We start from the raw sequence: 24,740 nt of genomic DNA on the forward strand, positions 1-24,740 counted from the left end.
GACACCGACAGAACCGGTACCAAGAGGTATTGGTTGTCCAATAATAATATTTTCGATGATACCTGTTAAATCATCAACTTCACCACGAATACTTGCGTGAAGTAAATGTTTACCAGTTTCTTCAAAAGCTGCACGAGCTAATACACTTGATTTTTCACCACTAATACCATGTCTTCCAATAGATTTAACAGTACCCTCAGAAGTCATAATATCTGCAACTAACATAATATGTCTTACATCTACACTAAGACCCTGTTCTGAAAGGGTATTTTGAGCTTCGTTAATAATAGATTGACGAGCCGCTTCAATACCTAACACTTCACCAATTTCGTGAATATTGTTAGTTGTGGTTCTTACGTGGTCGATACCGTCCATATCAAGGATTTCCTTAAGATTTGATCCTTCGGTATGGATAATCCATTCTTCATCACGACGAATAATTACTTTTCCGATACCTTTTATACCACTGATTTGTAAATCACGAACCTTGTCGGATAAAAGACGAAGTTCACGAATTTCGAATTTTGAATCAGATTTATCAGATTTTGAAGAAGGGATAACTATTTTATCACCATTAATTACAGCTTTTTTGAAAGCTTTTTCAATCGCTGCATTAATTTCTTCCCTATCTAATCTTTTTTCTTCAATTTTTTTAGAATCCAAAACTGCTTCAACTTCCATGGTACCATAGTTTAAGTTGAAATCAGAGAGAATATCATTGATGGTACTTTTACCGATTTGGTTAGCTAAAGTTCTAACAAATTCCTCATCATCACGTCTATCCTCATCAAAATAAATGTCCATGGTAGGAGTAGCAATTTCTTTTCTTGCGTCAACGATTTCAATAAGTCTTGGAAGACCTAATGTTACGTTTAACTCAGTTACCCCTGCATAGTGAAAAGTACGCATAGTCATCTGAGTACCAGGTTCACCTACAGATTGTGCAGCTACTGTTCCAACAGCCTCGCCAGCTTCAACGTGAGCTCGGTCATAGGCCATTTTAAGTTTCCTGATAAGTTCAGCTAATTCATCATCAGTTAAATCATTTTTAACATAAGCTTTTGATAAATCTTCGATATAACTTTCTGGAAAATCAATACCTAAATTCTCTTCATCATTTAGTTGGGTAATAGTTTCGATTACTTTAACTTCAATATCATCCATAGTTACACCTACTTACCTTCCATTCTTATTTCATCAATGAGTTTGTTTAAATCAGCTGGTTTACCAAAGTCTGATTTTGCAGGGTCAACACCATCTTCACCGAACATGGTTTGAATAACATTACCTTGATTATCAGTAACAAGTCCAGATGGTTTAACTTGTAAATCCTGCAATGCATTTACGAGTCTTCTTTGCATGTAACCGGATTGTGCGGTACGAATCGCTGTATCTACAAGACCTTCTCTTCCTCCCATTGCGTGGAAGAAGAACTCAATTGGGTCAAGACCTGATTTGTAACTTGAGTGTACAAATCCTTTCGCTTTAGCCCCTAACTCACCTTTCTTGAAGTGAGGTAATGTTCTGTTTAGGTATCCTCTTTCGATACGTCCACCCCTAACCGCTTGTTGTCCTACACAAGCAGTAATCTGAGTAAGGTTCAGCATGGATGCCCTTGCACCAGTACGTGCCATTACTACAGAGTGGTTTTCAACAGCCATCACATGGTCATATGGGTCATCATCAGATTGTTTACCCATAGTAAGATAGTTTTCAGCAATGTTACCGGACATGTCCCTAGCTTCCCCTAGAACCTGCATGATTTTCATCTCTAAAGTCTCTTCAAGACTTCTACCAGGTAAAGCTTGGAGATATCCTTCCTCGTAAGATTCTACAAGTTTATCTACTTCCGCCATCTTTTTCTCTAAGTGCTCGTTAATACGGTCTTGAGCTTCTTCAGGAATTTCCTCATCATTTAAACTGGTGGTAATTCCAGTTTTCATAATTCCACAGATAGCTAAATCAGTTGATCTGTCTAAGAATTCTTTTGCCCTTCCAGGACCATATTCTTTAACGATTTTATCTAAGATTTTACCTGAGAATGAACCGTAAGCAGATTCATCAATTACACCTTGCTCTAAAATACCGTTTTTAATAACAACACTGGCATCACTTGCAGGGTATACTACAGGACATTTAGATATCTCAGCACTGTAAGATAAGTTTAAATCATTTGGTAATAATAAAGAGAACAATTCCTTACCAGTCCACATAGCGCCTTTATCTTTGTAAATGTAAGATTCTTCAATATCATGAGGAACTTCAGAATCAGGTTTTAAATCAAGATTGGTTTTTAAAACCCATTGGCCTCCTTTGAATTCAGGCAATGCTAAATGTGATTTTCTGATAATTTGTAAAGCCTGTTCTTCTGTGAATTCGACACCGTCACGAGTTAAAAGGTAAGCTCCACTAATGTGGTCGTGAATAGCACCGATAATTGGTCCACCGAACCTTGGAGATAAAATGTGTTCCTGTACACGCATTAAGGATTTAGCTTCAGCACGAGATTCATCAGTCTGGAACACATGCATGTTCATTTCGTCTCCATCGAAATCCGCATTGTATGGAGGACAAACACATAAGTTCAATCTGAAAGTTTTGTAAGGTAAAACTCTTACTTCGTGTGCCATCATACTCATTCTGTGCAATGAAGGCTGACGATTGAATAAAACCATATCTCCATCTTTCAGGTGTCTTTCGATAATGAAACCTGGTTCCAATTGCTCAAGTATTAACTCAATGGTTTCTTCGTTACGTACTCTGATTTTTCTTCCGTCATTTCTGATTACATAGTTTGCACCAGGGTGAACATCAGGACCATTCATGATGTATTTTTTCATTTCCTCAATGTTCCATTCATTTACATAAACTGGCACTGTCACTTCTTTTGCAATCATTTCAGGTACGCCGACCTCATTGATACTGATGTTAGGGTCAGGTGAGATTACAGTACGTGCAGAGAAGTTTACACGTTTACCGGATAAGTTGGATCTGAAACGACCTTCTTTACCTTTTAACCTTTGGGTTAAGGTTTTAAGAGGTCTTCCGGATCTGTGTCTTGCAGGTGGAACACCACTTGCCTCATTATCAAAGTAAGTAGTAACATGATATTGTAATAATTCCCATAAATCTTCAACGATTAGTTGTGGAGCTCCAGCTTCCATATTTTCAAGTAAACGTTGATTAATACGTAAAATATCTACTAATTTGTGAGTCAAATCATCCTCTGAACGTTCACCAGTATCCAATGTAATTGAAGGTCTTACAGTTACAGGAGGAACTGGTAAAACAGTTAAAACTAACCATTCAGGTCTAGCCACTTCAGGGTTAACACCTAAAACAAAAGAATCTTCATCAGAAATTCTTTCTAATCTTTCACGCACTTCAGAAGCGGTTAATTTATAATCACCTTGACGAATGGTAACAGGTTTATCTAAAATAATAGCTTCCTGAGGCGCACCACAATGAGGACAGCAATGTTTTTGGTCAACTTCCTCATCAGGGTCTTCAGGCAGATTTTTCAATTCCCTTTTAGCGACTTTATAAACATCTTTTAAGATAGCATTTAAACTTTCACGATTATCCATTGCTTCATGAATTCTTTGAGTATATTTTTCAATATCATCATTGCTTAAAAGAACACGTCCACATTCATTACAGGTTGAACGCAAAATTTTATGAATAACATCACCAAAACCAATGTGAATAACTGGTCTTGCAAGTTCAATACTACCGAAATGTCCTTGACAATCTCCACCTCTGAAACCACAAGTCCTACAAACTAAACTTGGGTCAATAACACCTAAACGAGGATCCATTAAACCTTTTTCAATAGGGAAACCATCATCCTCATAGGTATCAGGAGTTTCAACAGTCACAACAGACATGTCCCTAATATTTTCAGGAGACATGAGTCCAAAGTTGATTTGTTCAATCTTTTTTATAAATCCTTTCAATGTATTGGCTCCTTTATAACTGTAATTATGCTTTGTCTCCTAAAACTAATTTAGGGAAAATACATAAACTCTTAAGTTCGTCTAATAATAATTTGAATGCGTATGAAATTTCTACAGGGTATGTTTCTACATCTCCACAAATCGGACAGTATTTCTTATTCTTATTTTTATCAAATACTGCTAACATACCACAGTTTTCACAAACAATTGCTTCATATTTATCTGATTCGTCAAGAAGTCTTTCTTTTAAGGTTAATGCTGCACCGTGTGCAATAAGACAATCTCTTTCCATTTCTCCGAATCTTAAACCACCTTCACGTGCTCTACCTTCAGTAGGCTGACGTGTAAGCACTTGAACCGGACCTCTTGAACGAGCGTAAACTTTATCAGTTGTCATGTGATGTAATTTTTGGTAATATGCAACACCGACAAATATCTCAGCATCTAATCTTTCACCAGTTACACCACTGTATAATGATTCACATCCGGCAGATTCAAATCCGTTATTGATGAGTTGCTGCTTGATTTCATCTTCAAGTGTCTGGTTAAATGGAGTTGCATCTACACGTTCCCCTTCAAGACAACCGGCTTTACCTGCAACCATTTCCAATACCTGTCCGATACTCATCCTGGATGGAATCGCGTGAGGGTTAACTATTAAATCAGGCACTACACCGAATTCTGTAAACGGTACATCTTCAGGGGACAATATTAAACCGACAACCCCTTTCTGACCGTGTCTTGATGCGAATTTATCACCAAATTCAGGTTGTCTGGTATCCCTTACTCTGATTTTAGCTAATCTTGAACCTTCAACAGTTTCAGATAAAAGCACTGCATCGACAATACCTTTTTCACCGTGTCTTACAGTAACGGAAGTTTCTCTTCTTCTATCTGCAACAGTACCAAAGTCTTCTTCTAAAAATCTAGGAGGTGAAGTTTTACCAATTAATACATCACCTGATTCAACATAGGATTCCGGATTTACTACACCGTCTTCATCCAAGTTTCTGTAAGCCTCTTCAGATCTGTATCCTTTGATGTTTTTGTCAGGTACTTCAAATTTGTCTACCTGACCACCCGCATATCTTTTCTCTGAAGTATCGTAAGCCCTGAAGAATGAAGATCTTGCTAATCCCCTTTCAAGTGAACCTTTGTTGATAACCATTGCGTCTTCCATGTTGTATCCTTCATAAGACATTAATGCTACAACAAAGTTTTGACCGGAAGGTCTTAAATCATAATTGGTTGAATCGATAATACGTGTTTTAACAATAGGAGTTTGAGGATGATGCAATAAGTGTGCTCTTGTATCAGTACGTAATGCATAGTTAGATACATATAATCCTAAAGCCTGTTTTGTCATACCTGCTTCCATTGTATTCCTTGGAGAAGAGTTGTGATCTGAAAATGGAATAATACCTGCACAGATACCAAGCATAGTGGCAGGGTCGATTTCCAAGTGAGTGTGGTCTTCATTTAAGTCAGCCAAACTCATTGCAATGTATGAATTTTCCTCTTCTTCAGCATCCAAGTATTCAACAAACCCTTCGCTAATTAAATCGTCCCATTTTAATTTGCCGTTTGCAACTTTGTTTAAATGTTCTTCTTTTAAAAGAGGGACTCCATCTTTAACTATGATTAATGGTCTTCTTGCTCTTCCAGGATCATTGAAAATATAAATTTCATTATTATCTTCATAATAAGTAATGTTCATTTCAAATGAAACTTCACCATTTCTTCTTTTTTCTCTCATTTCCTGAGTGAAGTTAACAGGGTCTTCACAATATCCTAAAAGCTCACCATTAATATAAAATTTAGTTTGAGAACTTTTCTGTTTGATGATTGGTTTAGGAGGAGCGGTTTTTATTTCTACGGTAGTTTCCTCTTCCTCAACAGGTTCAACACTATCAACTAAATCCTCTTCAACAGGTTCAACACTATCAACTAAATCCTCTTCAACAGGTTCTTCATCAACAGGTTCAACACTATCAACAAGTTCTTCTTCACTAACCGGTTCAACACTATCAACTAAATCCTCTTCAACGGATTTTGCATTACTTGTAAAAATATCTTTAGGGAAATCTGCTGTATGAGCTTCCCATGATTTTCTAGGTTCAACTTTAGCAAATTTAACCGGGAATTCGAAAGTTTCATCGCCTTCAACAAACTCGCAAAATTCCTTAATTTCATTTTCATGACTTTCGATTTTACTTAAAATCTCTTCGTCAGAAGTATTATTTTTTAAAATTTCAATATTACCTTTTACTTCATCATAAGAAACGACTTTTTTAAACCCAAAGTAATAATAAGCCTTTTTTAACGCAGCATTTATTTTTTTAGACAACCTTTCACCCCCTTAAATTAATTCAACATCCATAGTTTCAATAACATCAATAATTTCTTGTTCATCGGAACCTTCAGAAATATTACACATTAAAGCTAAGTTCTTTACCAAACCACAGTTAGGTCCTTCAGGAGTTTCGTTTGGACAAATTTTACCAAATTGAGTTGGATGTAAATCTCTTGCTTCAAAGTGAGGTTGACTTCTTGTTAATGGAGATACAACACGTCTTAAATGTGAAAGTGTACCCATGTAACTGGTTCTGTCCAGTAATTGGCTTACACCTGCTCTTCCACCAACCCAGTTTCCAGTAGCAATAGCATGTTTAATATTTTCTGTTAAAACATCACTACGTACTGCCTGTTTAATTGACAATTCTTTACCACGTGAAAGGCTTCTTTCTAATTGATAACTCATATCTCTAGTTAAATTAGTGAAAGCTACTCTGAATAAGTCTTCCATTAAATCTCCAGAGACTCTAAGTCTTTTGTTGGTATAGTGGTCCTTATCGTGAGGTTCTCTTTTTTCTTCGATAACTTCCAATAACATTTCAGTCATTTCAGCTAAATAAATAGCTTTATCATAACATCTTTCTTCCTCAGTTCCCATATGAGGTAATAAATAACGATTAATAACGTCTTTAGCACGTTTTAAACGATAATCTTTAGGCATGTTTTTAGCTACTCTGTTACCGATGTATTTAATAGCTGCAAGTTGTAAATATTCTCTTCTTTCTTCGTAAGATAAACCATCCATTTCTTTTTGGTCTAATTTCAATGATTCATCAGATACTTGCAAGTCATCAGCAATCATCATTTGGAAGTTGTTATCATCAGAAATTGCAGTGATAATCTCTTCATCAGTAGCTAATCCAAGAGCCCTTAATAGAATAACTAATGGAATCTCACCTGGAAGGTAAGGGAATGAAATTCTTAAAAATACTCCATTTTTACGAGGTTTTTTATACTCTAAAGTAATCCTAGCTCTGAAACCACTTTTAATAGAAGTAACAACAGCTTTTGCATGTCTTTCTTCCACTTCACCAAGACGTTCAAGAATAATTTTATTCGGAGCAATTTCCTCCATTGTTACAACAGCTCTTTCAGAACCGTTTACAATAAAGTATCCTCCTAAATCTTGAGGGTCTTCATGTTTTTCCACTAATTCTTCAGGACTAAGTCCATTGAGATGGCAAATGTCAGATTTAAGCATTACCGGTAACTCACCAATATATACTTCTTCCAATTCATTGTCTTCATCTTCTTCATTTAAGGCCATTTCAAGGTACATGTCTGCTGAATAATTCAAATTTCTAAGTCTTGCTTCAGTTGGATCGATTTCACTACGAGAACCGTCTGCCTCTTTGTTTGATGGTTTTTCTATACGAACTTTACCAGTTTTCAAAGTGTATTTACCATCATCTAAAGTGATTGGTTCTGTAATATCAATGATATTTTGAATTCTATTATTCACAAAATCATTGTAGGACTTAATATGGTGATCCACCAAATCATATTTGTCAAAAAATGCATCAACTAATTTCCAATTATTCTCTGTCATGGACATCCTCCGCATTACGTAACGCAATAAAAATAATTAACTAAATAAAAATAAAAAATTAATTAGGAAAACTCCTAAACTTAACTAATTCATTTAATCATTATTCTTAATTTACTCCTAACTATCTCCATTAAGATAATTCCTCTCAAACTAAGTTCAATTTATTATAATGAATTTCTAAAAAAAACAAAAAAATACAGAAATTATACTATATTAAATTTCACAATTCTAAAATTATATTAATCTTCTACAATCCTATAAGTAACAAATACACCTGCAGTTTGACTTTCTCTAGTAATTCTTAATACGTTTCCAGGTTCTGCACCTATAGCTTTCACAACAGGATCATCAGATTTTATTTTAGGAAGGTCTTTAAAATCATAATCAACTTCACTAAATTCATCTGAAATTTCATCTTCAGTCATGATTTCATGCTTTGGTACAAGCATATGGTCTTGAATATCAATTTTCAAATTTTTTCCTCCGAATAGAAAAGTTAAAATATAAAATTAGAAACAGGCCTGACGGGAATTGAACCCGCGGCCGCTTGGTTAAAAGCCAAGCGCTCTGCCAGACTGAGCTACAGGCCTATATGACTTATACACCATTCAAGATATGAGCGCCCTGGCCGGGATTTGAACCCGAGTCGCGGGCTCGACAGGCCCACATGATAGCCCCTACACCACCAGGGCATATCCTCAAATAGTATAATAAACACTATTAATTACTTTAATTTTCATCATATATAAATGTTTTGGAAAAATCATAATATTTCATAAAAAATATACATGACTCAAATTATTAAATTGAAATCCCGCCTGCCGGACTTGAACCAGCAACATTTGGATCTACAGTCCAACGCTCTGCCAAATTGAGCTAAGGCGGGAAGATGGGTCCGCCCGGATTTGAACCGGAGTCTCAGGCTCCCAAAGCCCAAAGGATCGACCAAGCTACCCTACGGACCCACATACAATATGTATGTTGATGACATACTAATAAAATATTATTGATACAAGTATATAAATGTTACGATATTTCATGTATCATTAACAAAATTTATATAAAAAATTATATATTAAAGCCCCGGACGGGAATTGAACCCGCGACCACGAGATTACAAGTCTCGCGCTCTACCAGACTGAGCCACCGAGGCAATTATATATAAAATTATATAACACTATAAGTTTTATTAAAAGTTATTTAAATACTTTACTATAAATCAATGATTTTGATTAAAATTTAAATAATAAAAAATTTATAATTAATAATCATGACAAATAATGAAAATAATATCTTAAGTAAAATCAACAAAACATTAGAAAACATTCGAGAAAAAAATGCTTTAACCCATTGCATAACCAATTCAGTAACAATAAATGACTGTGCAAACGCAGTACTTGCAATTGGTGGATCTCCATTTATGGCAGAAGATGCAGAAGAACTCGAAGAAGTAGTAACAATAGCAGACGTGCTTGTAATAAACATTGGAAAATTAAGTAAAAATCAAATCGAATCAATGAAAATTAGTGCAAAAACTGCAAATGAAACAAACACACCAATAATATTAGACCCTGTAGGAGTGGGAGTTACCGAACTTAGAAACAAAACCACATTAGATTTAATTGAAAACTATAATATAACTGCAATCAGGGGAAATATCACCGAAATAAAAGCAATTGCAAAATTAGTAGGAGTTTTAGATGAAAGCAACACTGCAAAAGGTGTTGACGTCAATATTGATGATATCATTACCTCTGAAAACTTAAAAGCAAATGGAGACATAATCTGTGAACTTGCAAATAAATTAGATACCGTCATCCTCGCCAGTGGCCCTATTGATATCCTAAGTGACGGCGAAACTACCGTTGCAATAGATAATGGAGATGATATGATGCCATTGATTACAGGAAGCGGATGCATGCTATCTTCAATTGTAGGCAGTTGTATTGGAGGGTCAAATCCTTTTGACGGCAGTCTTGTAGCAATATTGGCTATGAACATAGCCGGTGAAAAAGCAAGAGCAAAAGTTGAAGAAAAAGATGAAGGAACCGGATCATTTAGAGCATATTTAATAGACTACCTTTACAAAACAGACAGTAAAACTTTAGTAAACGAAGCAAACATTGAGATATTATGAAAAACATAGATTTATCTCTATATCTTGTCACAGACAAAAGTAACGATGTAGAAAAATTTCTAAAAACCATTGAAGAAGCAATTAAGGGTGGAGTAAGTGTAGTTCAAATTAGAGAAAAAACTGCAGACACTCTTGATTTTTATAACTTGGCATTGAAAGTTAAGGAAATTACAACAAAATACAATGTTCCATTAATCATCAATGACAGAGTGGATGTTGCTCTTGCAATTGATGCTGATGGAATTCATGTTGGTCAATCTGACATGCCCTGTGATGTGACAAGAAAACTAGTCGGCACTGACAAAATTGTTGGAGTTTCAGCTGCAACTATTGAAGAAGCAAAAAAAGCTGAAAAAGATGGTGCCGATTATATAGGAACAGGAGCAGTATTTCCAACATCTACAAAAGATGATGCTCCTGAAATTACAAAAGATGATTTAAAAGAAATTGTGGAATCAATTAATATCCCAGTTGTAGCCATTGGAGGAATTACCATAGATAATGCCCATGAACTAAAAAATACTGGGATTAAAGGATTGTCTGTAGTGAGTGCTATAATGAGCTCAGAAAATCCTAAAAAATCTTCAGAAGAGCTATTAAATATTTTTAATAGCTAATCTTTACTATTTTTTAAAGCTTCTACAGCAGCTAATTTTTTACCGGCAAGCATGCTAATGCAAGCTCCACCACCACTACTCAAGTGACTCATTTGGTCTTCCAAACCGAGTCCTGCAGTAGCTGCTGCAATATGTCCCCCACCTATGAGTGAAAAACCATTAGAGTTTGCAATTGCATTTATTAAATCTTCAGTTCCCAATGCAAATTTAGGGTCTTCAAATACACCGGCAGGACCATTTGCAAAAATCGCTTTGGCATCTCTTATTTCACCGGCATAATATGCAATAGTTTTTACACCAATATCAAATATTGATTCATTAGGAATTTCAGTATAATCAATATCTACACGTTCACCGTCAATTTCACATGCAACATCAATAGGATATTTTACTTTATCGCCAAACCTTTCAATCAGTTCCTTTGATTTGGCAACCATATCTTCATAACCTCTGCTTATAATAAAGTTCCTGTTCACTTCACCTATATCTGCACCGGAAGCCCATAAAACAATGTTTCCTACAATACCAGTTGTTAAAATTGAATCAGCTGTTCCATTGCTCAATACATTTTCCATTACATCTATGGAATCATCAGGCTTCATCCCACCAAGCAGAAATACACACGGATGTTCGACATTATCAAGTGCATCCTGGATTACAGTTAATTCTTTTTCCATTACTCTACCGGCAGCAGAAGGAGTGTTTACAGTAAAGCCAACTAATGAAGCCTGAGACCTGTGAGCTGCAGCAAAAGCATCATTTACAAAATAATCAATCAATGGAGATAATTGAGTAACAAGATGAGTTTTTGATTGCTCCAAAGGAGTTCTTGAAAGAGTCTCTTCAGAGAAAAATCTTGCGTTTTCAAGTAAAAGAATTTCATGAGGTTTCAATGCCTTGATTGCCTCTTTTGCAGAATTTGAAAACAATGAATCGACATATCTGACTCTTAAATTTAATATTTCAGATAATGCATCAGCATGTTGAGATAAAGTTGTGAAATCTTTTTTACCCGGACGAGACTGATGAGCAAGAATTACCACTTTTGCACCTTTATTTGACAGTTCCTTAATAGTTTGAGCATGTAATTTCAATCTTGTATCATCCAAAATTATCCCAGAACCCGGGTCCACCGGGGAATTAACATCAACCCTAACAAGTACAGTTTTATCCTCTACATCAAAATCATCAATTGTATTAAATTCCTTAGCCATTTTCTCACTCTATAATTTACTTACCAAATCAAGTAAAGCATCTTTTGGGCTTTCAGCTTTAATAATTCCAGATGCAAGCAATACCCCATCAGCACCCAAATCCATAGCTGCTTTCATATCATCTCCAGTTGTAATGCCTGCCCCACATAATACTTTAACATTTTTATTGATTTTTTTAACTTCCTTGACTGTATCCTCAACAACCTCAGGCTGTGCTTGAGATACAGGTATTCCAGTACCAATGAGTTCTGGAGGTTCAACAGCAACAGCAGTTGGAGACAATGTAGCAATTGCTTTTGAGGTTTCAATATTGTTAGTGCATACACATGATTCAATATTATTCTCTTTACATAATTTTACAACCTCATCAATGTCTGCCAGTTTCATTCTTTGTTCTGAATGATTTATTAAAGATCCAGTAATTCCCGCATCAATCAGTGTATTAATCAGATTAGAACCTGTGTGTCCTCCAGGAGCAACAGGGTCAATGTGTTGAGCAAAAATAGGAAGTGAAGTTTCTTCACTTATTCTATAAATGTCTGCTGCCTGTGGAGATGCAACCATAGTGATTCCAGATTCACTAGCAGCACTTTCTAAGTCATGTGCAAGTTTTAAAGCATTTGCACCACTTGATTCCAAATAAGTTTTATAATTTAATATTACAATTGGAGTATCCATAATAATCCCACAATATACTTTAATATATTACATATTTAGAAAACATTATTAAATAAATTTTTGATTGGAAATTCGTTTTTGAGACAATTCAATATACTCTTCTTTAATGTCATATCCGATATAGTGGCGATTATTTTTAACAGCAGCAATGCAGGTTGTTCCACTGCCACAGAACGGGTCCAGTACAACATCACCTTCGTAACTGTATAAGTTGATTAGCCTGTGAGGCAATTCGATAGGAAATGGTGCGGGATGACCAATCTTTTTAGCGTTGACTGCAGGAAATGTCCAGATGCTTTTTGTCCATTGGATAAAATCATCATGTCCAATTGTATCCCTTTTTTCCTGTTTCTTGTTTTTGGAGTAGGATTCCTTTGAAAATACAAGAATATATTCATGAAAATCCCTGAGCACAGGATTGGATGCTGACATCCAGCTTCCCCATGCGCATGAGCCGCCGGCACTTGCTGACTTGTCCCATATTATTTCACCGCGCATTAGAAATCCCAAATCAAACATTATTTCAATTACCATTGCATGAAGAGGAATGTAAGGTTTTCTTCCGATGTTGGCTATGTTAATGCATGCCCTTCCACCTGTGACCAGTTTATCATAAGTCTGTGAAAACACTTTACTCAGCAATTCCAGATACTCATCAAGAGACAAATCCTCATCATATTCCTTTCCGACATTATATGGCGGAGAAGTAATCATCAGATGAACACTGTTGTTGGGTATTTCATCCATGACTTCACTGGATTTGCAGTACAGTTTGTCCAAATCTTTTTCATCGATTTTTGTCTGCTTATATTCAATGTTTTTAGGAATCTGAAAATCCTTGAACAGTTTTGAGTTGTAGAATTTTTTTGAGCTATGGGATTCCCTTACGATTGAGCCGAATGATGTTGTCTGTGTTTTTCTTTGCAAGATTATGACCTCTTCAAGAGATTTATGAATTTCAATCCTTTTTCCTCGTAAGTTTTTTCCCTGTTTGCCATTTCGATTATTTGACCAAGTTTTTGCGGATTTTGCATTCCTGAGAAAAAGTTCAATTCCTGATTAAATATTTTATCCAAACTCATATTTAACTCATCGATATTGTTGAATCGTATGAATCCTTTTTTGGCACTTCTTTTTCGGGTGTTTCCATGGTTCAGTGGAAATGGATTCAGTGACCAGAATCCCTGGATTATGCCGGATGTTTTAAGGTAGTCTGCCTTTTTACAGAATCCGTTTGACAGTGGCGCATTTCCAAGCACAATCAATGGTATTTTTGATGCCTTGAAGCTTGACACCCTTATATCAATGCATTTTCCGATAGCTTTTAAAATGGAATCCGAACGTGTGAAGCTTGGTCTTCCCTGATGGGTTCGATAATCACCAATTTCTCTAATCTGTGAAGTTTCAACATCATATTCCCAGTTCCACACCAGTGACATTTTCACTTCAAATATCAATTTGACCTCGTCCGGCATCAGCACTTTCTTGTTTTGTGTTGCAATCACAATGTCTGCGGGGGATTTTTGAGTTATGCCGATTGCCGGGATTTGTGCCTGCTGAACCACGTGCATGCCCTCATCATTTAGAATATAATCCAGTAGGTCTTTCACCCATTTTTCGGTGTAGTTTCCTATTAATGAGTTTCTGGCCTGCAAGGTTGATTTTGCACCGTTGTATCCTTTCGGCCAGTATGCAACATATCTCCCCTCATCTGTTTTGTAGAACAACTGCTCGTGCGAAGCGAAATCCCGTGATTTATTAAAAAATATTTTTTCAACATTTTTATTCCATAATCTCATAACATATACTATTATTTTTTAAACATATAAATATATTTTATAATTTTAATATCAATTTTGTTCAATAAAAGCAATATTGCTTTCAGCGTGTAAAAATGTATATACTATCAAAACTAAAAATAGATTTGATTTCATGTCATTCAATAAAAACCAAATAGAAAAACTAGAAAAAAGCGGATACAGATTTGTTGGAACACACGGCCATGCGGCAGTTAAAACCTGTCACTGGACCCGTCAAAGTATTTCAGATAAAGGAGTTTGTTATAAAGAGAAATTCTATGGAATAAAATCCCACAGATGCCTTCAAATGTCACCGGCGGTTCCAAATTGCCAGCAGGAATGTGAATTCTGCTGGAGAGATTTAACCTACACCCAAACAAGCTGGGAAGATGAAGAGTATGATGATCCAAAAACCATCATTGACGAAGCAATAAAAGCACAGAACAATCTGTTATGCGGTTTTTACGGAAATGACAAGGCAAACAAAAAGAAACTTGAAGAGATGAAAGATCCGAACAACGCTGCAATATCCCTTGCAGGCGAACCGACACTATATCCCAAAATCGATGAGCTGATCGGTGAGTTCAACAGAAGGGATTTTACAACATTTGTGGTAAGCAACGGCCAATGTGTTGACAGATTAAGAAATCTGGAAAACGATCCGTACCAACTATACCTTTCCTTGGATGCACCTTCCGAGAAAATATTTAATGAAGTGTGCAGACCTAGAATAAACGATGCTTGGAGCAATCTAAACGAATCACTTGAAACATTATCAAGTTTCAACTCACGTACATGCATACGAAATACCTGCGTTAAGGGCAAAAATATGGAAAACCCAGAAGGCTATGCAAAACTGATAAAAAAAGCAGACCCTGATTACGTAGAAGTGAAAGCATATATGTGTGTCGGCTCATCACGTGAAAGACTGACCCTGGACAACATGCCGACATTTGATGAGGTTAAAAGTTTTGCTAAAAAAATAGGTAATGAATGCGGAAAAGAAATAGTTAATGAATCTGAAATCAGCCGTGTTGTCCTACTCGAATGACCGATTTCAAATGCCAATCAACTAATTGAGATTTTGTTGAAAATTAAACTTATTTTCCTTCAGCTTTTAATTCTTCACAAAGTTCAACAGCTTTACGAGCAGCCTTTTCCATTGAAGTTTCATATGGAATGCCAGCTTCTTCCAAAATCCTTTGACCTTCTTCCTCATTGGTACCGGTCAATCTGATAACAATATGCACTTTGCGTCCAGCCTGTTCCAAAGCCTTGATTACGCCACGTGCAACATCATCAGCTTTAGTGATTCCACCTAAAACGTTTAAAAATACTACTTTAACCGGATCATAATTTAAAACAATGTTTAAGGCCTGATTGATGATATGTTCTGAAGCGCCACCACCAATATCAAGGAATGTTGCCGGTTCTCCACCGTTGAGCTTAATCATATCCATTGCAGTCAATGTTAAACCTGCACCGTTACCGATAACAGCAATATCACCATCCAATTGAACAAAGTCCACTGCTTTTTTCTTGTAGTGCATTCTTTCAACTAAATCCTGATGTCTGTATAATGAATCGTTTTCAACAACCAGTTTAGCATCAGCAGCGATTAATCCGTTAGGAGTCAATACCAACGGATTGATTTCAGCAGTATCCGCATCATATTTGGTGAATACCTGATACAATTTCCAAATCATGTCTCCCATCGGTGAAATCAATTCAGATGGAACTTCCATTTTACGTGCGATTTCACGTGCCTCATATGGCAGGAATTCAAGCAACGGATTTGGATAATACTTGATAATTTTTTCAGGGTTTGTTTTAGCCAAGTTTTCGATTTCGACTCCACCATCTTTACTTGCTAAAATGACAGGCCTTCTAGCGCCCCTGTCAACAGATACTGTTACAAAGAATTCGTTGATGATTTCAGCTTTTTCTTCGATTAAAAGGTGTTTTACCTTTTCCCCTTTGATTTCCATACCTAAAATTTCATCGGCAACTTTTAGTGCTTCACCAGGGTTGTCAGCAAATTTAACACCACCGGCTTTACCTCTTCCCCCAGTCAATACTTGTGCCTTAATAACCACAGGAACATCCATTTCAGAAGATATTGTCATTGCTTCTTCAGCAGAGTAAGCAACATGCCCTTCCAAAATTGGAATTCCTTCACTGTTAAAAATTTGTTTTGCTACATTTTCAAAAAATCTCATTATAACACCTTATTCCACCAAAGCATATCCTGCTTCAAAAGCACTGATGTTTTTCTCTTCTGTTCCTTTAGGAACACTAGCTTCAATAGCTTTCATAGCTGCTTGTTTGGATATTACTTCAGTAATTTTTGTAATTGCTCCAACCATAACAATATTAGCTACAATCTTAAGACCGATTTCATCTGTAGCTGTTTTGGTTGCTGGAGCTTCGTAAACTTTAATATTATGTTCATCTATGAACTCACGAACATCCTCCACATCAGTTGTTCCAGGATCAACTATTAAAGTACCTTCATCCTTTAAATCCACAATATATTTGATTAATGCTTCATTTGACATTGCAACCAAAATATCAGGATTTTGGACTTTCGGATAATCCACTTCGCTATCACTTATAACAACTTCACATTTGGAAGCTCCACCACGAGCTTCAGGACCGTAAGATTGAGTTTGAACAGCTTCCTTATTATCAAAGAGACTTGCAGATTTCCCTAAGATAATTCCTGCAAGAATTACTCCCTGACCACCGAATCCACAAATTCTTATTTCAGTTCTCATATTATCCACCTATAATTCTGATTCGTATGCAGAATTGATAAGAGTCCTCTTACCAGATTTTTCCACACTGATCTTATCAATGTTTGCAGTGAACTCGTCTTTTGTATAATTTGCAAATTCACCAACAACAATTTTACCTTCCAATTCTTTTGCTTTCATCCTATCTGCAGCAGATTTGAATACTGTGTTTGCTTTCATAACAGCAGCCATTGCAGTAGGTGTTTTGAGTTTGTTTTTACGACCATAGTAAGTTGGACATTGGGTTGCAACTTCAATAAATGAAAAACCAGGATTTTCCAATCCGTCCTTAATGGAAAGTACGAGGTTTTCAATTTGTACAGTGGTCCATCTTGCAGAGTATGTTGCACCAGCAGCTGCAACAAGTTCTGCGAGTTTGAATGGAGTGTCTTGATTACCATATGGTGCAGTTGTTCCGAAACTGCCTTTAGGAGAAGTTGGACTGATTTGACCACCAGTCATACCATAAATATTATTATTGATACAGATAACAGTTAAGTTGATGTTTCTTCTGGCAGCATGAATCAAATGATTACCACCAATAGATGCAGCGTCACCATCACCAGTAAATACTACAACATCCAAATCTTTATTTGCTGTTTTAAGACCTGTTGCAAAGCTTAATGCCCTTCCGTGTGTAGTGTGCAGGGAATCGCATTTTAGATATCCAGGAATTCTTGAAGAACAACCGATTCCAGATACCATTGCAATATTATCAAAATCCATTTCCGCCTTTTCCATTGCAGCTAAAAATGCATTGATTATTGCACCGTTACCGCAACCAGGACAAAAAATATGAGGCAATCTGTCTTCCCTTAAATATGGGAGAAATCTGTTTTCTTTATGTTCTGACATTTTAGTTACCTCCTATTCTTGAAACTTCATCTAATATTTCATCCGGAGTTGGTAGTAATCCTCCAATAACTCCCATTAAATGAACATTAGCATCTCTTTTAAGTACACGGTCAACTTCATAATACATTTGACCTAAATTCATTTCCACAACAATTATATCACTAGCATTTTTTGTAGCTTCTTTTAATTGTTCATCAGGGAATGGCCATGGAGTATCTATTTTAACATAACCCACTTTCTGATTGTTTTCTCTTGCAATTCTTACAGCTTCAACAGCAGACCTGACCGGCGCCCCATAAGAAACAATAATAACATCTGCATCTTCACAGTTTTCAGCTTTTATTGAGCAGATTTTATCCCTATTATTCAATACTTTATTACAAATTCTTTGTATGAGTTTGTCATGAGTTTCAGGATTGTTAGTGTCAGGATAACCTCTCTCATCGTGTGTAAGACCGGTTACATGAATATTAAATCCGTCACCAAATGCAGGCATAGGAGTTGTTCCGTTTTCAACATTTTCAAACGGCAAATAATCATCAGTCTTTTCAGGCCTTTTTCTTGGAACTATTTCAATATCATCTTCAACAACTATCTTTTCTCTCATGTGTCCTATAACTTCATCAGCCATTACAAATACAGGACATCTGTATTCTTCAGCTAAATTGAATGCTTTTATTGTGAAATCAAAGAATTCCTGAACGCTTGATGGGGACAATGCAATCGGTTCATAGTCTCCGTGAGATCCCCAGCGAGCCTGCATCATGTCTCCCTGTGCAGCCATTGTTGGCTGTGCTGTTGAAGGGGATCCTCTTTGAACATCAACAATTACAATTGGAGTTTCGCTCATGAACGCATAACCGATATTTTCCTGCATCAGAGATATTCCCGGACCGGATGTTGCTGTCATTGATTTGGCTCCTCCCCATGAACCGCCAATAATTGCACCTGCAGATGCGATTTCATCTTCCATTTGAACAAATGAACCTCCAACCTTTGGCAATTCACGAGCCAAAGTTTCTGCAACTTCAGTAGATGGAGTGATAGGATAACCTGCAAAGAATCTGCAACCTGCAGTTATTGCTCCTTTAGCGCATGCTTCATTTCCTTGTATAAAAAATTCTTCAGCCATTTTAACACCTACTTTTTCCCCTTTGTGAAATTAGGATTGAAATTTAAATCATTGTCATCTTTCATCCACCAATTTTCAGCCAAATCTACTGTAATTGCTTGGTCAGGACATGCAACTTCACAAGTGCCACATTTAGTACAGCGGTCTTCAAACTTAACAAAAGGCAATTGTACTCCTTTTTTGTTAACTTCAGGAGATATTGCGTATACGTTTTTATAACACATGAATAAGCAAAGATGACATCCTTTACACAATTCTTCATCAATAATAATCAATTTTAAATCTCCTAATAATTCTATGATAAATAAATCTAGAATGTATATTATTTATGTTCATAAACATTTAAATATCTTATGTGAAATCGTGACAAATTCAAAAATTTATTAGAAATTAAAAACAAAATAATAATTATGAAACATTTATCAACACCAATTGCCGATGAGGACTTATCAGGATTAAATGTTGGAGATAAAATCACAATCTCCGGAACATTATATACCGGCCGTGATGCGGCATTGCCTCAGCTTGTTGAATTGATTAGAAAAAATGAAGTTCCATTTGATTTAAAAGGCATTGCAATAATGCATACTGCATTTAGCGATGCAGGAATTGCACCTACAACCAGCAGCAAAGTTGAAATCGAATCAACAATTGAACCATTAAGCAAATCAGGGGTTAAAATTCATATCGGAAAAGGAATGTTAAGTGATGAAACTGTCAAATCGTTAAATGTCCATAACTCCATTTTTGTCATAACTCCTCCGGTAGCGGCACTGCTTACAAGCAAAGTTCTGGAAAAAAAATGTGTGTTATTTGAAAATGAGGGGATGGAAGCAATGTTTGAATTAAAAGTCGATAAAATTCCAGGAATTGTGGCCGTTAAAGATGGAAAAAGAATTTAAAAAATTATTCCAACTTCACATCCCGGATATATTTTGCAGGCACTCCCGCAACGATTGTGTTTTTGGCCACATCCTTTGTAACAACCGCACCTGCACCGATTATAGCCCCATCACCGATTGTGATTCCAGGAGTTACCGTAACATTGGATCCAATCCACACATCACTGCCTATTTTTATTGGAGAAGGAATAAGATTGCCTCTTTTTTTAGGGTTTTCATCATGATTTAAAGTAGCCAAAACAACATTATGACCAATCAGGACATTATCTCCTATATAGATTCCGCCCTGATCCTGAAATCTGCATCCTGAATTGATAAAAACGTTTTTGCCCAAATGAATATTTTTTCCAAAATCAGTAGTGAATGGAGGAAATACTCTAAAATCATCACTTACCATTTTGCCAATTAATCTGGAAAACAGTTCCCTAATCTCATCAAAATCATGATATTTGTAGTTAAGCTCACAGGTAATCTTTTGAGCTTCTTGAGAATAGTAATTGCATGCTAAAGCAGCATCCTCATCCATTTCAAGTGCAGTGCCATCATTAAAAATCTTTAAAAGTTCTTCCAATTCTAACATGAAAAAAATTATGTTAAAAATATTATATAAAATAATTGTTAAAAAAAAATAGTGAAAAGAGTTATTATAAATAACTCTGAATGATTATTTATTCTTCTGCTTCTTCATCTTCGTCTTCGCTTTCATCTCTTTTTTCGAAAGCATCTACGAAGTTGACTTTGGTAATTTCTTCGATGTTATCCCAGATATCTTTAGCAATTCTGAATCTTGCAAAGGTAACATCCATGTAAGATTGTTGGTCAAATTTAGCCATTTCATCTAATTTGATGTTTGCAACACCATCAACAATGTCGATTTCGGTTTTATCGATGTCAACATTAGGATTGGAGTAGTGTAACTCAATCATACTTTTGATTTTTTCTTCTTCATCATCAATGATTTCAGTTACTTCAACATCATATACTAAGTCTTTTCCTGCTAATTCGTGGTTAAAGTCAACTTTTACTCTTCCACCATTAACAGTTAAGATTTTACCAGTTGCACCTTCAGATTGGATTCTCATACCCTGAACAGGAGTCATGCCTTGTTTTTTGAATTCTCTCATTGGCACTAATTGAATTAAAGATGGATCTCTTGGACCAAATGCATTTTCAGCATCAACTTCAATAGTTTTTTTATCTCCTTCGCCTAATCCAATGATTGCTTCTTCAATAGCAGGTAATAAGTGGTTTCCACCTACAACAATAGGAATTGCTTTGTAAGTTTTGTTGTCATCGAAAATTCCAGCTTCTTGTGCAATTTCATCATAAGTAGTATCAAATACGTCATCTGTATCTTTTATTTTACCAGTAAAGTTTACTCTTACAAAATCTCCGTTATTTACAGCCATAATATTAACTCCTAATAATTTTGATTAAATAATTTGTTAATGAATATAACATTAATAATTTTAGTAACCATCATTTATTAAAGTTTTGTTTGAAAAGCAATATTTACTCCAGCATGTAAAATATTTTAAAAATTACTTTTCAAATGCTCTTCCTAAAACAATAATATTTATTAAAAATATAACATAATCCATGCAAAGACGAGGAGCAGTCAATCTACCACTTCATGGAGGCCACCCTCCAAGCTGGCTATTTTCAAGAATGGTTAAGTTATCAGGCGCCCTAGCCAGTGTAATAATTGAAGAATACAGTTTAAATGAATTTTTAAACCGTATATCAAATCCTTACTGGTTTCAGGCATTTTCCTGCGTTTTGGGTTTTGACTGGCATTCCTCAGGTACAACAACAACCACATTAGGTGCGCTTAAGGCATCATTATCCCCTGAAGAACACGGAATTTATCTGACTGGAGGAAAAGGTGCAAAATCCAGAAAAACACCACAGGGAATAGAACATGCCGGAGAAGTTTTCAACCTGAAAACAAAGACCACTGAAAAACTGGTTGAAACAAGCAAACTGTCAGCTAAAATAGACAATTCCTGCATTCAGGACGGATATACATTATACCAACACAACTTCTTTGTTACCGAAAAGGGAGACTGGGCCGTTGTTCAACAAGGGTTGAATACTCAAAACAAGTATGCACGTCGATACCATTGGCTTGGAAGCGAAGTGGATGATTTGTTGAATGACCCTCACAGCGGAATATCTTGTGACACAGTAACTCCCAACACATTGAATATGCCTGCTGAAGAAAGCAAGGAAGCTCAAAAAATCAGTGTTGATTTAATAAACGACAATCCAAATCACTTAAGACAGTACTTTAAAAGAAAGGACAATCAAATGCTTTTAGAGGATTTTACTCTCCCTGCACATCATCCTGTATTGGATATGGACATTTCAGATAAGGAATTCGAGGTGCTTACCAAAGCATGGGAGATTCAGCCTGAAAACTATGAGGAACTGATTTTGCTTCAGGGAATAGGTCCGAAAAAAATAAGAGCTCTTGCTTTAATTTCAGATTTGGTTTATGGTGAGCCTGCAAGCTGGAGAGATCCTGTCAAATACAGTTTTACGCATGGAGGTAAGGATGGTTTTCCATATCCTGTTGACCGTGAAGTATATGACAATTCAATACAGACCATGCGAGATGCAATCGAACAGGCCCGTTTAAAAAAAGATTAAAAGTTAAAGGCCATCAAGAGACTTGATGACTTTATTTCCTAGCGGTTTTCGTCGTGAATGTTAACTGTTTTTCCGTGTGCTGTCGGAATTACTTCAAGTACTGGATTTTCAAATTCCAGTTCAAACTCTTTGCCGTCCATCAGCAAATGTTGAAATACTGCCAAGGAAGATACCTCTGAGTGAGGCTGTGTTGTTACTGATACGTTCCAGTCAGCTGCCTTATAGACTTTTCCGGGAACTTTTGCACCACCAACTACAATTAGTATGTCTGAACCATCTTCTCTTACTTCCGGTGCAATTTCATGTGCCTGTGAACCATACATTGTCAAGTGAACAACTTTTCCGCCATCTGCTTTCCACTTGTTTATAACACCCATTGCACTTTCAGTGTATTCTATTTCAAAGTTTCCACCGAATCTTGATGCAGTGTCTTTAACATTTTCCATCAGACGATTGTCACGTTCACCTGCCAAGTATATTTTAGTTGCTCCAAATGCACGGGCAGTCAAACATACATGGGTTGTAATTCTTGTATCTCTTTTTAATCTATGGTCCAATCTTAAAACATTAACATTCATATTATCAGTTAACTATTAGCATTGAAAATATATAAATTTGATGAGAAATACCGCTTTTACTAGTGTGGAGGTGATACTATACAAAATAGTTTCTCAATGAAATGTGATAATATGAAATTAAAAAAATTTTAAACCAACGGTAAATCTCATCATTACTAGTTTAAACTAACTAGTATATAAATGAGTGTTTTTTAAGACTTCAATATTGATTTCAACTCGTTAAATTTACTTAAAAGTAAAATAAAGCAACTGCCATAAACAATAATGATAATAAACGTCCTACCTCATTACTCATTCCCAAAACATCACCGTTAGCTAGGACAAAGTTACGTCTTGCAATGGTTGCTATAATGGTTCCGGACACCATTGCACCGATTACACCACTAAGACCGACAAATCCTCCAATCAGATAAACGATGCATGCCACAATAAATGTTGAAGCGAAATAATTAGCAGGTGTTGTCTCTTTTATAAAATAGCTTCCAATTCCAGGTGTCAATGGCTTTGACAATAATGCTGTAGTTATTAACGAGGTTTTAGCAGTCATTTCACATATGATGATTCCAATAATGAAATTATAATCAAGTATATTGTACAATCCGGCTATTGTTAAGCTGGCAACCAAAAATAGCGTTGCCATGCCTCCCGCACCTACTGAGGAATCTTTCATTACACGGATTTTCTTTTCAGGTTCTCCATGAACCATCACGCCATCAGCCATATCCATAACTCCATCCAGATGATTATAACCTGTAATGATCATTAGAAATGCATAAACGATGGCTGCAGTGAAAAATGAATTTAAATGAAGGAATTCCAAAGAAACATAACCGCAGATTGCTGCTAAAATGCCTATGAATAAATGTATGAATGGCCAGATCCAAGTCAATTTGGTCATGCACTCTATTGATGTGAAAACATTAATCGGCAAAATAGTTGAGAATGTTAAAAGCCCTAAAACTGATTTGATTGGGGAAAACTCCTCCTCTTCAAAGTAACTGTCATCTTCCATAAGTATTCCTCAAACATTATTTCATTATCAATAACCTATTATATTTGACTTAATATATGATGTTTATTATTTTTTTAATTGTGATTATATTTTAGTATATGACAATAATTTTTCAAAATGTATTGAAAAAAACTCAATGTCGTCAACTTAATTTTTTCTAAAAATTCTTATTTTTCTTTTTATTAGTATATTATTACTTTATTGATAATATATAGTGTGTATATTTGTTATTTTTTAAAAATAATATTTTATTGTTTGTTTTTGTTTGTTTAAATAGTTATTTGTCTTTTATTATTCTGCAAGCAGTATAGTTCTAAACTAATTTAATTGCTACGCTATTCATTTTGCTTGGTGTTGTTGAAAATTTCTTTAATTTTTAAATGGGTGATATTCATGTAAGTATACTTTTTATTAAAAGTATTTATGCTTTAAAAATAGATTTTGAGAGTAATACAAAGTTTTATTAAGGATTGAGGGAATATTATATATTATGCAAAAAAATAACAAAC

22 protein-coding genes, 5 tRNA genes and 1 pseudogene are annotated in these 24,740 nt (G+C 35.6%); 5 read left to right on the forward strand and 23 right to left on the reverse strand.

The window, feature by feature from the left end:
* The 10 genes from rpoA2 to IJ258_RS11190 all read right to left on the reverse strand — a co-directional run.
* The coding region (rpoA2, locus tag IJ258_RS11145) for a DNA-directed RNA polymerase subunit A'' (RefSeq protein ID WP_292806898.1) at positions 1-1,164 on the reverse strand (1,164 nt) is incomplete at its 3' end.
* Between the two features lie 8 nt (positions 1,165-1,172).
* Positions 1,173-3,956 carry a DNA-directed RNA polymerase subunit A' gene (locus IJ258_RS11150; RefSeq protein WP_292806900.1) on the reverse strand — a complete coding sequence of 928 codons (2,784 nt, stop codon included), beginning with the start codon at positions 3,954-3,956 and terminating at the stop codon, positions 1,173-1,175.
* A 25-nt stretch (positions 3,957-3,981) separates the two neighbouring features.
* On the reverse strand, positions 3,982-5,799 hold the full coding sequence (gene rpoB / locus IJ258_RS11155; RefSeq protein ID WP_292806941.1) for a DNA-directed RNA polymerase subunit B: 1,818 nt from the start codon (positions 5,797-5,799) through the stop codon (positions 3,982-3,984).
* A 516-nt stretch (positions 5,800-6,315) separates the two neighbouring features.
* The gene (locus IJ258_RS11160) at positions 6,316-7,860 is read right to left on the reverse strand and encodes a DNA-directed RNA polymerase subunit B'' (protein WP_292806902.1); all 1,545 of its coding nucleotides are present in this window, start codon (positions 7,858-7,860) and stop codon (positions 6,316-6,318) included.
* Positions 7,861-8,099: 239 nt separating this feature from the next.
* Positions 8,100-8,333 (reverse strand): DNA-directed RNA polymerase subunit H, encoded by a 234-nt coding sequence (locus IJ258_RS11165; RefSeq protein ID WP_292806904.1) that lies wholly within the window; start codon positions 8,331-8,333, stop codon positions 8,100-8,102.
* A gap of 43 nt (positions 8,334-8,376) precedes the next feature.
* Positions 8,377-8,450, reverse strand: a tRNA-Lys gene (locus tag IJ258_RS11170).
* Positions 8,451-8,480: 30 nt separating this feature from the next.
* A tRNA-Asp gene (locus IJ258_RS11175) sits at positions 8,481-8,552 on the reverse strand.
* A 120-nt stretch (positions 8,553-8,672) separates the two neighbouring features.
* Positions 8,673-8,746 (reverse strand) — tRNA-Tyr (locus IJ258_RS11180).
* Positions 8,747-8,750: 4 nt separating this feature from the next.
* A tRNA-Pro gene (locus tag IJ258_RS11185) sits at positions 8,751-8,825 on the reverse strand.
* Positions 8,826-8,939: 114 nt separating this feature from the next.
* Positions 8,940-9,013, reverse strand: a tRNA-Thr gene (locus IJ258_RS11190).
* 117 nt (positions 9,014-9,130) lie between these two features.
* Between IJ258_RS11190 and thiM the strand changes: the two genes are divergently transcribed.
* Together thiM and thiE are read left to right on the forward strand one after the other, a co-directional pair.
* Complete coding sequence (gene thiM / locus IJ258_RS11195; RefSeq protein ID WP_292806906.1) at positions 9,131-9,997, forward strand: hydroxyethylthiazole kinase; 867 nt, start codon at positions 9,131-9,133, stop codon at positions 9,995-9,997.
* Positions 9,994-10,614, forward strand: coding sequence for a thiamine phosphate synthase (gene thiE / locus IJ258_RS11200; protein WP_292806908.1), 621 nt, complete (start codon positions 9,994-9,996; stop codon positions 10,612-10,614). The genes thiM and thiE overlap by 4 nt, the downstream gene beginning before the upstream one ends.
* Here thiE and IJ258_RS11205 read toward each other — a convergent pair.
* The 4 genes from IJ258_RS11205 to IJ258_RS11220 are packed head-to-tail and all read right to left on the reverse strand — an operon-like array spanning position 10,611 to position 14,305.
* Complete coding sequence (locus tag IJ258_RS11205) at positions 10,611-11,828, reverse strand: phosphoglycerate kinase (protein WP_292806910.1); 1,218 nt, start codon at positions 11,826-11,828, stop codon at positions 10,611-10,613. The genes thiE and IJ258_RS11205 overlap by 4 nt on opposite strands.
* 9 nt (positions 11,829-11,837) lie before the next feature.
* Entirely contained in the window at positions 11,838-12,506 is a 669-nt protein-coding gene (gene tpiA / locus IJ258_RS11210) for a triose-phosphate isomerase (RefSeq protein ID WP_292806912.1), read from the reverse strand.
* 48 nt (positions 12,507-12,554) lie between these two features.
* Entirely contained in the window at positions 12,555-13,433 is an 879-nt protein-coding gene (locus IJ258_RS11215) for a site-specific DNA-methyltransferase (RefSeq protein ID WP_292806914.1), read from the reverse strand.
* A gap of 2 nt (positions 13,434-13,435) precedes the next feature.
* On the reverse strand, positions 13,436-14,305 hold the full coding sequence (locus tag IJ258_RS11220) for a hypothetical protein (RefSeq protein WP_292806916.1): 870 nt from the start codon (positions 14,303-14,305) through the stop codon (positions 13,436-13,438).
* Positions 14,306-14,438: 133 nt separating this feature from the next.
* Here IJ258_RS11220 and twy1 point away from each other — a divergent pair, with 133 nt between their 5' ends.
* Positions 14,439-15,356, forward strand: a complete 918-nt coding sequence (gene twy1 / locus IJ258_RS11225) for a 4-demethylwyosine synthase TYW1 (protein ID WP_292806918.1) — start codon at positions 14,439-14,441, stop codon at positions 15,354-15,356.
* 49 nt (positions 15,357-15,405) lie between these two features.
* Here twy1 and sucC read toward each other — a convergent pair whose 3' ends face one another.
* The 5 genes and pseudogenes from sucC to IJ258_RS11250 all read right to left on the reverse strand — a co-directional run.
* Positions 15,406-16,524 carry an ADP-forming succinate--CoA ligase subunit beta gene (sucC, locus tag IJ258_RS11230; RefSeq protein WP_292806920.1) on the reverse strand — a complete coding sequence of 373 codons (1,119 nt, stop codon included), beginning with the start codon at positions 16,522-16,524 and terminating at the stop codon, positions 15,406-15,408.
* Between the two features lie 9 nt (positions 16,525-16,533).
* Positions 16,534-17,082, reverse strand: a complete 549-nt coding sequence (locus IJ258_RS11235; RefSeq protein ID WP_292806922.1) for a 2-oxoacid:ferredoxin oxidoreductase subunit gamma — start codon at positions 17,080-17,082, stop codon at positions 16,534-16,536.
* Positions 17,083-17,091: 9 nt separating this feature from the next.
* Positions 17,092-17,955, reverse strand: a complete 864-nt coding sequence (locus tag IJ258_RS11240; RefSeq protein ID WP_292806924.1) for a 2-oxoacid:ferredoxin oxidoreductase subunit beta — start codon at positions 17,953-17,955, stop codon at positions 17,092-17,094.
* A 1-nt stretch (position 17,956) separates the two neighbouring features.
* Positions 17,957-19,087, reverse strand: coding sequence for a 2-oxoacid:acceptor oxidoreductase subunit alpha (locus IJ258_RS11245; RefSeq protein WP_292806926.1), 1,131 nt, complete (start codon positions 19,085-19,087; stop codon positions 17,957-17,959).
* Positions 19,088-19,170: 83 nt separating this feature from the next.
* A pseudogene (locus tag IJ258_RS11250) lies at positions 19,171-19,362 on the reverse strand (ferredoxin family protein); the annotation flags it as partial.
* 135 nt (positions 19,363-19,497) lie between these two features.
* Here IJ258_RS11250 and IJ258_RS11255 point away from each other — a divergent pair.
* Entirely contained in the window at positions 19,498-19,989 is a 492-nt protein-coding gene (locus tag IJ258_RS11255; protein ID WP_292806930.1) for a fumarate hydratase C-terminal domain-containing protein, read from the forward strand.
* 4 nt (positions 19,990-19,993) lie between these two features.
* On the opposite strand, the gene IJ258_RS11260 is transcribed toward IJ258_RS11255, so the two are convergent.
* Both IJ258_RS11260 and IJ258_RS11265 read right to left on the reverse strand, forming a co-directional pair.
* Positions 19,994-20,569 (reverse strand): sugar O-acetyltransferase, encoded by a 576-nt coding sequence (locus tag IJ258_RS11260; protein WP_292806932.1) that lies wholly within the window; start codon positions 20,567-20,569, stop codon positions 19,994-19,996.
* A gap of 88 nt (positions 20,570-20,657) precedes the next feature.
* Complete coding sequence (locus IJ258_RS11265; protein WP_292806935.1) at positions 20,658-21,398, reverse strand: peptidylprolyl isomerase; 741 nt, start codon at positions 21,396-21,398, stop codon at positions 20,658-20,660.
* Positions 21,399-21,588: 190 nt separating this feature from the next.
* On the opposite strand from IJ258_RS11265, the gene IJ258_RS11270 reads away from it, so the two are divergent.
* On the forward strand, positions 21,589-22,641 hold the full coding sequence (locus IJ258_RS11270) for a DUF763 domain-containing protein (protein ID WP_292806937.1): 1,053 nt from the start codon (positions 21,589-21,591) through the stop codon (positions 22,639-22,641).
* A gap of 38 nt (positions 22,642-22,679) precedes the next feature.
* On the opposite strand, the gene IJ258_RS11275 is transcribed toward IJ258_RS11270, so the two are convergent.
* Positions 22,680-23,219: a tRNA (cytidine(56)-2'-O)-methyltransferase gene (locus tag IJ258_RS11275; RefSeq protein WP_292806938.1), complete on the reverse strand. Its 540-nt coding sequence runs from the start codon at positions 23,217-23,219 to the stop codon at positions 22,680-22,682.
* 229 nt (positions 23,220-23,448) lie between these two features.
* Positions 23,449-24,231: an adenosylcobinamide-GDP ribazoletransferase gene (gene cobS, locus IJ258_RS11280; RefSeq protein ID WP_292806940.1), complete on the reverse strand. Its 783-nt coding sequence runs from the start codon at positions 24,229-24,231 to the stop codon at positions 23,449-23,451.
* Positions 24,232-24,740: the final 509 nt, after the last annotated feature.

Origin of the sequence: Methanobrevibacter sp. (assembly GCF_017468685.1) — an archaeon.
Classification (GTDB): Archaea; Methanobacteriota; Methanobacteria; order Methanobacteriales; family Methanobacteriaceae; genus Methanocatella.

What these genes read in the sequence shown, in the direction of transcription:
- IJ258_RS11160 (WP_292806902.1), bottom strand. Translation starts at nt 7,860, where the DNA reads ATGACAGAGAATAATTGGAAATTAGTTGATGCATTTTTTGACAAATAT.
- thiM (WP_292806906.1), top strand. Translation starts at nt 9,131, where the DNA reads ATGACAAATAATGAAAATAATATCTTAAGTAAAATCAACAAAACATTA.
- thiE (WP_292806908.1), top strand. Translation starts at nt 9,994, where the DNA reads ATGAAAAACATAGATTTATCTCTATATCTTGTCACAGACAAAAGTAAC.
- IJ258_RS11205 (WP_292806910.1), bottom strand. Translation starts at nt 11,828, where the DNA reads ATGGCTAAGGAATTTAATACAATTGATGATTTTGATGTAGAGGATAAA.
- tpiA (WP_292806912.1), bottom strand. Translation starts at nt 12,506, where the DNA reads ATGGATACTCCAATTGTAATATTAAATTATAAAACTTATTTGGAATCA.
- IJ258_RS11220 (WP_292806916.1), bottom strand. Translation starts at nt 14,305, where the DNA reads ATGAGATTATGGAATAAAAATGTTGAAAAAATATTTTTTAATAAATCA.
- twy1 (WP_292806918.1), top strand. Translation starts at nt 14,439, where the DNA reads ATGTCATTCAATAAAAACCAAATAGAAAAACTAGAAAAAAGCGGATAC.
- sucC (WP_292806920.1), bottom strand. Translation starts at nt 16,524, where the DNA reads ATGAGATTTTTTGAAAATGTAGCAAAACAAATTTTTAACAGTGAAGGA.
- IJ258_RS11235 (WP_292806922.1), bottom strand. Translation starts at nt 17,082, where the DNA reads ATGAGAACTGAAATAAGAATTTGTGGATTCGGTGGTCAGGGAGTAATT.
- IJ258_RS11240 (WP_292806924.1), bottom strand. Translation starts at nt 17,955, where the DNA reads ATGTCAGAACATAAAGAAAACAGATTTCTCCCATATTTAAGGGAAGAC.
- IJ258_RS11245 (WP_292806926.1), bottom strand. Translation starts at nt 19,087, where the DNA reads ATGGCTGAAGAATTTTTTATACAAGGAAATGAAGCATGCGCTAAAGGA.
- IJ258_RS11255 (WP_292806930.1), top strand. Translation starts at nt 19,498, where the DNA reads ATGAAACATTTATCAACACCAATTGCCGATGAGGACTTATCAGGATTA.
- IJ258_RS11260 (WP_292806932.1), bottom strand. Translation starts at nt 20,569, where the DNA reads ATGTTAGAATTGGAAGAACTTTTAAAGATTTTTAATGATGGCACTGCA.
- IJ258_RS11265 (WP_292806935.1), bottom strand. Translation starts at nt 21,398, where the DNA reads ATGGCTGTAAATAACGGAGATTTTGTAAGAGTAAACTTTACTGGTAAA.
- IJ258_RS11270 (WP_292806937.1), top strand. Translation starts at nt 21,589, where the DNA reads ATGCAAAGACGAGGAGCAGTCAATCTACCACTTCATGGAGGCCACCCT.
- IJ258_RS11275 (WP_292806938.1), bottom strand. Translation starts at nt 23,219, where the DNA reads ATGAATGTTAATGTTTTAAGATTGGACCATAGATTAAAAAGAGATACA.
- cobS (WP_292806940.1), bottom strand. Translation starts at nt 24,231, where the DNA reads ATGGAAGATGACAGTTACTTTGAAGAGGAGGAGTTTTCCCCAATCAAA.